Genomic DNA, 13079 nt, shown 5'->3' with positions numbered 1-13079 from the left:
TGATGCGGGCCGACCCGCTGCCACCGCGTTCGGCGGCAGGCGCGCGGGCCGCTGGGCTCAGGCCTCGCTCATACGGAACCGGGTGGTGCCTGTGCGCTTCCCGAGCCCGTGCCGATATCCAGACTTCCACCCCTTGTCGACACACCGCAACGCCACGGAGCCGACCACCGGCCGGGCCCGCCCGCACACGAGGGCACGAGCCCTTGCCCGGCCACCGGTACGGCTGGTGCCCGGCCCGCCCGAAGACAGGCGGACCGGGCACCGGAGAAGCGCCGCCTCACCCGTGCCAGGACCGCCACAGCGCGGCGTACGCGCCATCGGCAGCGACCAACTGGTCGTGGCTGCCGAGTTCGCTGATGCGGCCGTTCTCGACGACGGCGATGACGTCGGCGTCATGCGCGGTGTGCAGCCGGTGGGCGATGGCGACCACGGTGCGGCCGTCGAGGACGCGAGCCAGTGAACGTTCCAGGTGGCGGGCGGCGCGCGGGTCGAGGAGCGAGGTGGCCTCGTCCAGGACCAGCGTGTGCGGATCGGCGAGCACCAGCCGGGCCAGCGCGATCTGCTGGGCCTGGGCCGGGGTGAGGCCAAGCCCGCCCGAGCCGACCTCGGTGTCCAGACCGTCGTCCAGGGCCCGCGCCCAGTCATCGGCGTCGACCGCGCCGAGGGCTGCCCACAGCTCGGCGTCATCGGCATCCATGGAGGTCCCCCCGCTCGAGCGAAGCCGAGAGTGGGGGAGGGCGAGCAGCAGGTTGTCGCGCAGGGACCCCACGAAGACGTGGTGTTCCTGGTTGACCAGCGCCACATGGGAGCGGACGCGTTCGGCGGACATCCCCGACAGCTCGGTGCCGCCCAGGGTGATGTGGCCGACGCGGGGCGCATAGATGCCGGCGAGCAGCCTGCCCAGCGTGGACTTGCCCGCGCCGGACGGGCCGACCAGGGCCAGCCGGGTGCCCGGCGCGACCTCCAGGGAGACGTTGCGCAGGACGTCGACGCCTTCTCGGTAGCCGAAGTGGACGCGGTCCGCGCGCACCTCGCGCCCGTCCGGGTCCAGTGACCCGTCACCGGCGTCCGGCTCGATGTCGCGGACGCCGACCAGCCGGGCCAGCGAGACATGCGCCACCTGCAGTTCGTCGTACCAGCGCAGGATCAGGCCCACCGGGTCGACGAGCATCTGTGCGATGAGCGCGCCCGTCGTCAGCTGGCCGACGCCGATCCAGCCCTGGAGGACGAAGAACCCGCCGATCATCAGGACCGAACCGAGGACCGTGACATGCGTGATGTTGATGACCGGGAAGAGCACCGAGCGCAGCCACAGGGTGTACCGCTCCCAGGCGGTCCACTCCTTGACCCGTCGGTCCGACAGCTCGATGCGGCGCTCGCCCAGGCGATGGGCCTCGACGGTGCGCCCGGCATCCACGGTCTCGGCGAGGACGGCGGCCACGGCCGCGTACCCGGCGGCCTCCGAGCGGTAGGCCGACGGCGCGCGTTTGAAGTACCAGCGGCAGCCGGCCACAAGGAGCGGGACGGCGACCAGCACGGCGGGGGCGAGCGGCGGCGCGGTCACGGCGAGCCCGCCGAGCAGCAGCACCACCCACACCACACCGATGGCCAGTTGGGGTACGGCCTCGCGCATGGCGTTGGCGAGCCGGTCGATGTCCGTCGTGATCCGCGACAGCAGGTCGCCCGTCCCGGCCCGCTCCAGGACACCCGGCGGCAGCCCCACCGACCGTACGAGGAAGTCCTCGCGCAGGTCGGCCAGCATGCGCTCGCCGAGCATGGCGCCACGCAGCCGCACCTGGCGTACGAAGACGGCCTGGACGACCAGCGCGAGGACGAAGATCGCGGCGGTGCGTTCCAGATGCAGTTCGCGCGCCGCGTCGGCGCTGTCGGAGACGCGCTCGACGAGGGAGCCCAGCAGGTAGGGGCCCACCATCGAGGCGACGACGGCGACCGTGTTGACGGTGATGAGCAGCAGGAAGGCCCGGCGGTGCCGCTGGAACAGTTCGGTCACGTAGGCGCGTACGGTCGCGGGGGCGCCGACGGGCAGGGTGTTCGCCGTCGTCGGGGCAGCCGGGTCGTAGGCCGGTGGCGCCACGCCGATCATGCGGTCTCCTCGATTTCTTCGAGTGCTTCCAGGCGGTCCATGTCGACTACGGCGGCCTCGTCGTCCGTCTCACGGGTCACCACGGCGCGGTACCGGGATTCGCTGTGCACCAGTTCGCGGTGCAGGCCGACCGCGGCGACCTCGCCCTCATGGACGAGCAAGACCCGGTCCGCGTGATCCAGGAGCAGCGGGGACGAGGTGAAGACCACCGTCGTACGCCCCTGTCGCAGCGACCTGACGCCGTCGGCGATCCGCGCTTCGGTGTGCGAGTCGACGGCGGACGTCGGCTCGTCCAGGACGAGCACCTCCGGGTCCGTGACCAGGGACCGTGCCAGCGCGAGGCGCTGGCGCTGGCCGCCCGACAGCGAGCGCCCGCGTTCGGTGATCCGGACGTCCATCGGGTCCTCGGCGTCCAGCGATCCCTGGGCGAGCGCGTCCAGGACGTCACCGCACTGCGCGGCGGCCAGCGCGTCCTCGGCACTGACGCCGCCCGAGGCGGGCACGTCGAGCAGTTCGCGAAGGCTTCCGGACAGCAGTACCGGGTCCTTGTCCTGGACGAGGACAGCCGTGCGGGCGGAGTCGAGCGGCAGCTCGTCCAGCGGTACGCCACCGAGGAGCGCGGACGGCAGTTCCGAGGAGTCCGCGGCGTGCCCGCCGAGCCGCTCGGCCAGCACCCCCGCCGCGTCCGGGTCACCGCACACCACGGCGGTGAGCACTCCGGCCGGAGCGAGCAGTCCGGTCGCCGGGTCGTACAGATCCCCGGCGGGCGCGACCGCCTCGCGCGAGCCGTTGCTGTCCATGGCCCGCTTCAGCGCCAGCACTCGGGCCGCACGTTTCGCGGACGGCCGGGAGAAGGAGTACGCCATCGCGATCTCCACGAAGTGGTGCAGGGGATACGACATGATCATGACGGCGCTGTACACAGTGACCATCTCGCCCACGGTGATCCGGCCCTCGCGGGTCAGGTTCACGCCGTGCCAGACGACCGCGATCAGCAGCAGACCTGGCAGCAACACCTGGACCGCGGCGATCAGCGACCACATCCTGGCGCTTCGGACCGCGGCGTGGCGTACCTCCTGCGAGGCCCTGCGGTACCGGTCCAGGAACAGCTCCTCGCCGCCGATGCCGCGCAGCACGCGCAGACCCGCGACCGTGTCCGAGGCCAGCTCGGTGGCGCGGCCCGCCTTCTCACGCTGGAAGTCGGCACGTCTGGTGGCGCGTGGCAGCAGTGGCAGCACCGCGAGTGCCAGAACGGGCACGCCCACGGCGACGACGATCCCGAGCGCGGGCTCGTACACGACCAGGGCGACGCAGACGAGGACGATGGTCAGGGCGGCCGCGGTGAACCGCGACACGGCCTCCACGAACCAGCCGATCTTCTCCACGTCGCCCGTGGATACGGCGACCACCTCACCGGCCGCCACGCGCCGCGTCAGCGCGGAGCCCAACTGGGCGGTCCTGCGGGCCAGTAGCTGCTGGACGCGGGCCGCCGCGGTGATCCAGTTGGTGACCGCGGCCCGGTGCAGCATGGTGTCGCCCACCGCGATACCGAGCCCGCACAGCGCGATCAGGCCACCCGCCAGGGCCAGCCGTGCGCCGGAGCGGTCCACGACGGCCTGGATGGCGAAACCGACACAGAAGGGCAGCCCGCATACGGAGAGGAAGTGCAGCAGTCCCCAAGCCAGGGACTTCAGCTGTCCGCCGAGTTGATTCCGGCCGAGCCACACCAGGAATCGGGGACCCGAGCGGGCGTCGGGCACACCCGGGTCGGGATACGGAAGGTCTTGAATCTGCATGACGTCCCAGGGGGCTCGTAGAACGGGGTGGGGGGAGGCAACAAACCGTGCAAGGTTCGCGTCACAGCGTGTCCGCAGGCAAACGGTTTTCCGCCGCCCGGCAAAGATTCGGCCCTGACCGTCCGCATATGGCCGGGATACCCCGGTGTCGGGCGCAAGAGTCCGGAACACGGTGCGACGATGGATCGCATGCGATTCGGCGGTGCGATGCGTACGACAGTTGCGGCCGCGGCCTGTGGTGCCGTTCTCATGGCCCTGACCGCCTGCGGCGGTTCGGACGGCGAGAGCGGAGCGAAGTCGAGCGACCGGCCGCGGCAGGCGCAGGCGCGCACCGTCGACCTCAAGCGCATTCCCGACGTCGGGGACAGGCTGCGGAAGCAGATTCCGGCCAACTCCCGTCAGGTCGTGGCGGTCTACGGCGAGGGCAAGGACTCGGCGGACTCCAGGATCGCTCTCTACACCAAGTCCGGTGCCACCTGGGACCAGACGCGCAGCTGGCAGGGACACAACGGCAAGAAGGGCTGGACCACCGACCACCGCGAGGGCGACAACCGCAGCCCCGTCGGCGTGTTCACCCTCAGCGACGCGGGCGGCGTCCTCCCCGACCCGGGCGCGGGGCTCCCGTACACCCGGTCCGCGGGCTTCCAGGCCCCGCGCTACTGGGCCAAGTCGCACTGGCACGACTTCGATTACGTCATCGCCATCGATTACAACCGCGTCAAGGGCACCTCGCCCAACGACCCGACCCGCCCCCAGGGCCAGTCCAAGGGCGGCAGCATCTGGCTGCACATGGACCACGGCAGCGGTACGTCGGCCTGTGTGAGCCTGTCCAAGTCGGGCATGGAGTACCTGCTGCGCACCCTCGACCCGGCCAAGCACCCCGTCGTGGTGATGGGCGACAAGGCGAACCTCAAGGCCTGACAAGCCCTTCGTCGACTTCCCCGTCGGCACGGCCCCACCAGCTCACCAGCCACAAGTTCAAGCTTTCGTCCAAGCCCTCAGTAGTAGTGCCGGAGCGAGGGCCACAGCCCTGACCACGGCTGGGTCGTTCCCGAGCAGAGGACGATCGCCGCGTCCTGCTCCTCGTTCTCCACGCCGTGCCCGTTGTCGACCTGGGCGACCTGACGGCAGCCGGTGAAGTACCGCTCGATGTCGCGCGCGTCCTCCTGCCGGACGAGGAGCACAGGTCCGTCGGACGAGTCCGGCGGAGGACCCCAGTCGGCGTAGCTCATATGGCCGGAATAGGGCTTGGGCAGCCCGCGTGCGGCCCCGTAGCGGTCGAGGGCACCCGCCTCGCCGTAGTTCTGCGTGAAAATCACGGCGCGCGCCTGCTCACGCGCGGGTATCTCGGACCACCCTTCACTCGCCGCGTCGGCCAGCGCGGGCCAACCGACCTGTTCTCCCTGCTCCTTGTTGAGCGCCATGGGTACGGCGAGCGCGCTCTGCGGCAGCACGGGCAGCGTCACCATCGCGTTGATCGGTGCGCTCAGCACGACGGCGACCACGGGCCACGTACGGCCATGCCGACGCGTCCAGGCGAGGGCAGGCTCGCAGCCCGCCGCCAGCAGCACGATCAGCAGCGGCACGGCGTAATACCCCTTGCCGCCCAGCCCGAGGACAAGCACACACAGCAGCGGATACGCCACGGCCGTCGCCCGCGCCCAGCGCAGCGCCGGATCACGCCACAGCCGCAGCCAGCCCGCGATCCAGACGGGCACGAACAGCGGTGAGAGATAGATGAGTTGCTGGGGAACGAACAGGATCCGGTTCTCGGTCCCGTCGTCCGAGCTGATCCCCTCCGCGACGGTCCACTGCGGCCAGTCGTGGCCGGCCTGCCACCACAGGTTGGGCGCCGCCACCGCCAAGGCGACAGCGGCCCCGGCGAGCAGCCACGGACTGCGCAACACCCGCCGCGGCCCCACGGCGAACACAGCCGCGAGCAGCACCACGACCAGCAGCGCCACGAGGTACTTGTTCAGCAGACCGACCCCGACGCACAGACCGACCGGCAGCCACCACCGCCCGTCCCCGGTACGCAGCAGCCGCAGCACCAGCCAGCAGATCACCAGCCACACCAGCAGATCGAAGGTGGCAGTCGACACCATGTGCCCGACCGCCAGCGGCTGCCCGCCCAGACCCGCGAGCCCCGCGGCGAGCACTTGCGCCCCCCGGTCGGCGCCCAACTCCCTTGCAACGAGGGCGACCACGAAGACGACGGCGACGAGAGCAAGCGTCGCCGCGACCCGCAGCGCGACCGTCGAGTCCCCGAACAGCGCGGTGGCCGCCCGCGCGATGAGAGGAGTCAGCGGCGGCTGGTCGACGTACCCCCACGCCAAGTGATCGCCGGCCGCGAGGAAGTACAACTCGTCCCGGTGGTAGCCGTACCGGCCGGACAGCGCGGTCAGTACGGCGGCGAAACCGACTGCCAGAGAGGCGACCGGGATGGTGGCGAAACGAGGCAACTCGTGCGGTGCTTCATCGTCCCGTTCCCGATCCATAGCGCCCCCTCGCCAACCGGTCGCACCACCGTACTGACAGGGCAGAAACCCGTCGAGAGCACCGTCATACCCCGAGGGCTCATTGCGGGCAGCGTCAACTCCCCGTAGAACACCGGCCATGAGAAGACGGATCATCATGTCCATGCTCGTCGGAGTGACCCTCGCGGCGAGCACCCTCCTCGGCGCGCCCCCAGCCCCGGCTGCGCCATCCCCCACCTTCGCCGCCGATGCCGCCGCCCCGCCCGCCGAGTTCGGCACCGACTGGCACGACCCCCTGACTGCCGCCCCGCCCGTCCCCAGGCCCGACGCGGAGTCCTGCGAAGTGACGATCGCCGAAGCGCAGTTCCGCGACTTCACCCCGTACAAGGGCACGTACGCACCCCCGAGCGACTGTGGCGACCGATGGAGCAAGGTCGTGCTGCGGCTCGACGGCAAGGTGAAGGGACGGCAGTTCGACCGGCTCGGCCATCTGCACATCGGTGGAGTCGAGGTCTTCCGTACGTCCACCCCGCAGCCCTCGCCGGACGGCATCGAGTGGTCGGTGGAGAAGGACGTCACGCGCTACAGCGACACGTTCCGGCAGAGCCAGGACGTCGAGATGCTCATCGGGAACGTCGTCGACGACACGTACACGGGCATCATCGACGTCAAGGTGACGCTGACCTTCTACGAGGGCAGGCCCGCGGCCACCACCCCCGACCGCGTCCTCACCCTCCAGGACGGCACCCTCACCACGCCCCGCAACAGCGAACGCATCGTCGCCGAGGTCTATGCCACGGGATCGGGCGGCGGCTGCGAGGAGTACTGGTATCTGACGGTGCCCGATGCCGCGCCGTACTCCTGCAAGGCGGACGACGGCCCCTACCGCGAGGTGCAGATCAAGGTCGACGGCCAACTGGCGGGCATCGCCACGCCGTTCCCGACCGTGTGGACCGGCGGCTGGTCCAATCCCTTCCTCTGGTACGTGATCCCGGGGCCCCGCGCCTTCGACATCAAGCCCATCGAATACGACCTGACGCCCTTCGCGGGGCTGCTCAACGACGGCCGTCCGCACCGGATCGAGGTCTCCGTCGTCGGCGTTCCGGAGGGGCAGACCGGCTGGAGCAGCCCGGTGAACGTCCTCGTCCAGCAGGATGCCCACAGCAAGCAGGTGACCGGAGGGCTGACCGCACACAAGTCGGGTGATCTCGCCAACTCCTCGACGTACACACCTGGTTCGGAGCGCCGGCTGGCCACCGAGGCCGGCCACCGGCTGACCGTGTCGGGGTACGTCGACACCTCGCACGGCCGCGTCGAGACCACCGTCAAGCGATCGCTCGACCATGCCTCCGTACACCGCTGGACCGACGGTGAGAACACCGACGCCCTGAAGGCGACCTGGACCGACGACGAGACGGTCACCGTCGACGGTCGCGGACCGGCCGAGTCGACCCGCACGCAGCGCACTTACACGATGGACGGCACCACGACCCTCGGCGCCGGGGACCGGCTGCGGACCGTCATGTCGCTGGGGGACCGGGCTGCCGTCGTGGAGACCCGTGGCGGCCGACGCACCGCGTGGTCACGGCTCGACGACAGCTATGCGGGCGACGCGACGTATACGGCGAATGTGCCGCGTGACCAGCGGCACGCGGTCGGCACGACGAGCGAGCGCTACCGGCGGTGGGGGTCCCCCCGCTCGAGCGAAGCCGAGAGTGGGGGAGGGGCGGGCGGATGCTACGACCGTAGCGTGATCACCGTGCAGGGGACGCTCACCGAGGATCGCGAGCGCTGCTGAGGCGAGGCGTGTGTGACGTGTCACACAGCTCCATTGTTTACATGTACGTGACATGAGCGTTGTCGACGGTAGTAAACGCCCCCGATAGTGATCTGCGCGGAAGCGCTTTTCCGCATGCCAGAAGTCCCGTTCGGAGGAGTGCCCCCGTGCCGCCGTCTGTACCGTCCCCAACGCGACGCGTCGCACGCATATTGCGTACCTCATTGTTCGCGCAGGTCGCCGTCGCCCTTGTGCTCGGAATCGTCGTCGGAAGGTTGTGGCCGGACACGGCCACAACCTTCCAGCCGCTCGGCGACGGTTTCATCCGGCTCATCAAAACGGTGATCTCGCCGCTCGCGTTCTGCGTGGTCGTAGTCGGTATCGCCAAAGCCGGCAACCTCAAGGCCTTCGGGCGGATCGGGCTCAAGGCCCTGATCTGGTTCGAGGTCGCGTCCACGGCCGCTCTGCTCATCGGGCTGATCGCCGCCAATGTGGTCAGCCCCGGCTCCGGCATGAACGTCGACCCCTCGCAGCTCGACACCTCGGCGGTCGACGACAAGACCGCCGGCGGTTCACTGCCGTCGACCACCGAGTTCATCCTGGAAGCGCTGCCGCAGAGCGCGATCGGCGCGTTCGCCGAGAACTCGCTGCTCCAGGTGCTGGTGCTGGCCTGCCTGGTCGGCGCCGCCCTGCTCCACCTCGGCCACACCAAGGTGCCCAAGATCCTCCCGGCCATCGAGCAGGCCCAGGAGGTCATCTTCGCCATCGTCGGCTTCGTCATGAAGCTGGCACCGCTCGCCGTGTTCGGCGCGATGGTCCACCTGGTGGGGGAGTACGGCCTCGGGGTGATGAAGACCTACGGCAAACTCATCATCCTCTGCTACGCCGTTGCCGCGATCTTCCTCGTGCTGCTCGGCGTCGCGCTGAAGTTGGTCACCGGGCTCAGTCTGTGGAAGTTCGTGCGCTACACGCGCGAGGAGATGCTGCTCGCGCTCGGCACCGCCTCCAGCGAATCCGTCCTGCCGCGGATGATGCAGAAGCTGCGCCAGGCGGGCGCCCGCGACGACGCCGTGGGCCTGGTGCTGCCCACCGGCTACTCGTTCAACCTCGACGGCGCCTCCATCTACCTCTCCATCGGCACGCTGTTCATCGCGCAGGCCGTCGGCGTGGACCTCAGCCTGAGCCAGCAGATCACCGTGGTCCTGGTCCTCATGCTGACCAGCAAGGGCATGGCCGGCATCCCCGGTTCGGCCTTCCTCGCCCTTTCGGCCACCGCGTCCTCGCTCGGTGCCATCCCCGCCGGAGCCGTGGCCCTGCTGCTCGGCGTCGACCGCATCATGGACTCGATGCGCGTCGTCACCAACCTGCTCGGCAACTGCGTCGCCGTGTTCGCGGTGTCGAAGTGGGAGGGCGCACTCGACACGGATCGGGCCAAGAAGATGCTCGACGGTGAGATCGCGTTCGTGGAGGAAGACGAGGCCGACGAGGGCAAGCCGAAGACGGAGGTACCCGCTTCGGAGGGCACGTCGCAGACGGGGGAGCCCTCCTCTGAGGGCGCGGTTCCCGAGGGCGCCGCCGTGGAGAGTACCGCTCCCGAGGGCGCCGAGGTCAAGACACCGGCCAAGTAGCCAGCGGGCTACGTGAGTTGAGAGAGCGGAGCCCGGCGTTCACCGCACGCCGGGCCCCGCTCTGTTCAGTCCTCCACTGGGGGCATCCCGTCGACCAGTGTGTCCAGCAACCCGCCCAGCACCTTGCGCTGTTCGTCCGTCAGCGGGGCGAGGATGTCCTCCGCCGCGGCCCGGCGCGCGCCGCGCAGCTCGCGCAGTGCCCGGCGCCCGTCGTCCGTGAGCTCGATCCGTATCACCCGGCGATTGGTCGGGTCGGGTACCCGACGCACCTTGCCGCTGGCCTCCAGACCGTCGACCAGCGTCGTCACGGCCCGGGGCACCACCTCCAGACGCTCGGCCAGATCGGTCATGCGCGGTGGCGAAGCGTAGGGCGCGAGGGTGCGCAACAGCCGTGACTGGGCCGGAGTGATACCGAGCCCGCGCTGCTGAAGATGACGCTTCTGGATGCGGTGCACACGACGGGTCAACCGCAGCAGCTGCTCGGCGAGCACGCCGTCGGCGTCGGGGGTGTTCATGCGGGAACAATATCAGGACGTAGTGCATTGTGAGTATAGGTAACAATGAGCTATGCTCCCTCAGTCAATCTTCGTCCCACATCCCGTAGGAGCCCATGCCTCCCGACCAACTCACCTGGACACCGCCGCCCGCCGAGCCCGGACAGCCGCGGCAGGTGCGCCGCATCCTGAAGCTTTTCCATCCCTACCGCGGCCGGCTCGCCGTCGTCGGCCTGCTCGTCGGCGCCGCGTCGCTGGTCTCGGTCGCCACGCCCTTCCTGCTCAAGGAGATCCTCGACACCGCGATCCCGCAGGGCCGCACCGGTTTGCTGAGCCTGCTCGCGCTCGGGATGATCCTCAGCGCCGTACTCACCAGCGTCTTCGGCGTCCTGCAGACCCTCATCTCCACGACGGTCGGGCAGCGCGTCATGCACGACCTGCGCACCGCCGTCTACGACCGGCTGCAGCGCATGTCGCTCGCCTTCTTCACCAGAACGCGCACGGGCGAGGTCCAGTCGCGTATCGCGAACGACATCGGCGGCATGCAGGCCACGGTCACCTCGACGGCCACCTCACTGGTCTCCAATCTCACCAGCGTCATCGCCACGATCGTCGCGATGGTCGCCCTGGACTGGCGGCTGACCGTCGTCTCGCTGCTTCTGCTGCCCCTGTTCGTATGGATCAGCCGCAGAGTCGGCAACGAACGCAAGAAGATCACCACCCAGCGGCAGAAGCAGATGGCCGTGATGGCCGCCACCGTCACCGAATCGCTCTCCGTCGGCGGCATCCTGCTCGGCCGCACCATGGGCCGTTCCGACTCGCTCACCCGGTCCTTCGCGGACGAGTCCGAGGGTCTCGTCGACCTCGAAGTGCGGTCGAACATGGCGGGACGCTGGCGCATGGCCGTCATCTCGATCGTCATGGCCGCCATGCCCGCCGTCATCTACTGGACCGCGGGCCTGGCGTTCCAGTTCGGCGGACCCGCCGTCTCCATCGGCACGCTCGTCGCCTTCGTCTCGCTGCAGCAGGGCCTGTTCCGGCCGACCGTCAGCCTGCTGTCCACCGGTGTGCAGATCCAGACCTCGCTCGCCCTGTTCCAGCGCATCTTCGAGTACCTCGACCTGCCCATCGACATCACCGAGCCCGAGCGCCCGGTCCGCCTCGACCAGGTCAAGGGCGAAGTGCGCTTCGAGGACGTCGAGTTCCGTTACGACGACAAGAGCAGTCCGATACTCGACGGCATCGACATCACCGTCCCCGCGGGCGGCAGCCTCGCCGTCGTCGGCACCACCGGCGCCGGAAAGTCCACGCTCAGCTATCTCGTGCCACGGCTGTACGACGTCACCGGCGGCCGCGTCACACTCGACGGGGTCGACGTCCGGGACCTGGACTTCGACACCCTCGCGCGCGCGGTCGGCGTCGTCTCCCAGGAGACATACCTCTTCCACGCCTCCGTCGCCGACAACCTGCGCTTCGCCAAGCCGGACGCCACCGACGAGGAACTGCATGCCGCCGCGAAGGCCGCCCAGATCCACGACCACATCGCGTCCCTGCCAGAGGGGTACGACACGATGGTGGGCGAGCGGGGACACCGCTTCTCCGGTGGCGAGAAGCAGCGCCTCGCCATCGCCCGCACCATCCTGCGCGACCCGCCCGTACTGATCCTCGACGAGGCGACCAGCGCCCTGGACACCCGGACCGAGCGTGCCGTGCAGGAGGCCATCGACGCCCTCTCGGCCAACCGGACCACGCTCACCATCGCGCACCGGCTGTCCACCATTCGGGGCGCCGACCAGATCGTGGTCCTGGACGCCGGACGCGCGGTCGAGCGCGGCACGCACGAGGAGCTGCTGGAGCACGAGGGCCGTTACGCCGCACTGGTGCGGCGGGACGCCCAACTGGAGCCAACAAGATGAAGATATGCCGGGTTTATGTCCTTATGCGGGTTAGCGTGCCCGCATGCAGACCCACACTCCGCCACGGAGAACGATTCGACTGACGCGCCGAGGCCGGATCGCTCTCATCGCGACCGGAGCCGTCATGGCGGCCACCGCCGTGGCGGTGCCACTGCTGAGCACGGACGAAGCCCGGGGACCTGAGCGACTCGTTGTCCCGGAGGGCTGGCGCGCCCGCCAGGTGTACAAGGCCGTCGACACGGCTCTCGCCCTGCCCGCGGGCACGACCAAGAAGTCCCTGGACAAGGCCCGCCTCGAGCTTCCCGAGGACGCGAGCGGCAACCCCGAGGGCTACCTCTTCCCGGCCACATATCCGGTCGACGAGAAGTCGACTCCGGCTTCCCTGCTCGCGTACATGGTCCATACGGCGAACAAGAAGTTCAGCGGCGGCACGGTAACGGCCGGGGCCGAGCGGAACGCGATGAACGTCTATCAGACCGTCACCGTCGCGAGCATGGTCCAGGCCGAGGCGGACACCGAAGCGGACATGGGCAAGGTGGCGCGCGTCATCTACAACCGCCTCGCCCGCGGTATGCCGCTTCAGATGGACTCGACGATCAACTACGCGCTGAACCGCACCACGCTCCGCACCAGCGAGCGCGACACGAAGCTCAACAGCCCGTACAACACGTACCAGCGGATGGGCCTGCCGCCCACGCCGATCGCCAACCCCGGCGAGGACGCGATGCGTGCCGCGATCAGTCCGGCGCAGGGCGACTGGCTGTACTTCGTCACGGTCAAGCCGGGCGACACACGCTTCACGGCCGACTACGCGGAACACCAGAAGAACGTCGCGGAATTCAACCGGAACAGTCCGAGCGCGTCCGCGTCCCGCTGAGCCGCGGTGC

Annotated in this window: 9 protein-coding genes; 5 read left to right on the top strand and 4 right to left on the bottom strand. The window is 69.6% G+C overall.

Going from position 1 to position 13079, the window contains the following annotated elements:
- Nucleotides 1-277 precede the first annotated feature (277 nt).
- Both ACFYO0_RS12205 and ACFYO0_RS12200 read right to left on the bottom strand, forming a co-directional pair.
- Nucleotides 278-2104, bottom strand: coding sequence for an ABC transporter ATP-binding protein (locus ACFYO0_RS12205; protein WP_388673894.1), 1827 nt, complete (start codon nt 2102-2104; stop codon nt 278-280).
- Nucleotides 2101-3900, bottom strand: coding sequence for an ABC transporter transmembrane domain-containing protein (locus ACFYO0_RS12200; protein WP_388673892.1), 1800 nt, complete (start codon nt 3898-3900; stop codon nt 2101-2103). The genes ACFYO0_RS12205 and ACFYO0_RS12200 overlap by 4 nt, the downstream gene beginning before the upstream one ends.
- A gap of 189 nt (nt 3901-4089) precedes the next feature.
- Here ACFYO0_RS12200 and ACFYO0_RS12195 point away from each other — a divergent pair, with 189 nt between their 5' ends.
- A complete protein-coding gene (locus tag ACFYO0_RS12195; RefSeq protein ID WP_388674254.1) occupies nt 4090-4821 on the top strand; it encodes a hypothetical protein in 732 nt (243 codons plus the stop codon).
- A 77-nt stretch (nt 4822-4898) separates the two neighbouring features.
- Here ACFYO0_RS12195 and ACFYO0_RS12190 read toward each other — a convergent pair whose 3' ends face one another.
- On the bottom strand, nt 4899-6398 hold the full coding sequence (locus tag ACFYO0_RS12190) for a glycosyltransferase family 39 protein (RefSeq protein WP_388673890.1): 1500 nt from the start codon (nt 6396-6398) through the stop codon (nt 4899-4901).
- Between the two features lie 118 nt (nt 6399-6516).
- On the opposite strand from ACFYO0_RS12190, the gene ACFYO0_RS12185 reads away from it, so the two are divergent.
- Both ACFYO0_RS12185 and ACFYO0_RS12180 read left to right on the top strand, forming a co-directional pair.
- Entirely contained in the window at nt 6517-8175 is a 1659-nt protein-coding gene (locus tag ACFYO0_RS12185) for a peptide-N4-asparagine amidase (RefSeq protein WP_388673888.1), read from the top strand.
- A gap of 146 nt (nt 8176-8321) precedes the next feature.
- Nucleotides 8322-9782: a cation:dicarboxylate symporter family transporter gene (locus tag ACFYO0_RS12180; RefSeq protein WP_388673886.1), complete on the top strand. Its 1461-nt coding sequence runs from the start codon at nt 8322-8324 to the stop codon at nt 9780-9782.
- A 65-nt stretch (nt 9783-9847) separates the two neighbouring features.
- Here ACFYO0_RS12180 and ACFYO0_RS12175 read toward each other — a convergent pair whose 3' ends face one another.
- On the bottom strand, nt 9848-10297 hold the full coding sequence (locus ACFYO0_RS12175; RefSeq protein WP_388673884.1) for a MarR family winged helix-turn-helix transcriptional regulator: 450 nt from the start codon (nt 10295-10297) through the stop codon (nt 9848-9850).
- Between the two features lie 95 nt (nt 10298-10392).
- Between ACFYO0_RS12175 and ACFYO0_RS12170 the strand changes: the two genes are divergently transcribed.
- Entirely contained in the window at nt 10393-12192 is a 1800-nt protein-coding gene (locus tag ACFYO0_RS12170; RefSeq protein WP_388673882.1) for an ABC transporter ATP-binding protein, read from the top strand.
- A gap of 43 nt (nt 12193-12235) precedes the next feature.
- The gene (gene mltG, locus ACFYO0_RS12165) at nt 12236-13069 is read left to right on the top strand and encodes an endolytic transglycosylase MltG (RefSeq protein ID WP_388673880.1); all 834 of its coding nucleotides are present in this window, start codon (nt 12236-12238) and stop codon (nt 13067-13069) included.
- Nucleotides 13070-13079 lie beyond the last annotated feature (10 nt).

Origin of the sequence: Streptomyces sp. NPDC006365 (genome assembly GCF_042870755.1) — a bacterium.
Taxonomy (GTDB): Bacteria; Actinomycetota; Actinomycetes; order Streptomycetales; family Streptomycetaceae; genus Streptomyces; species Streptomyces xiangluensis.
Note: the sequence above shows the minus strand (reverse complement) of the source record. Positions and strands in the feature narration are given on the sequence as shown.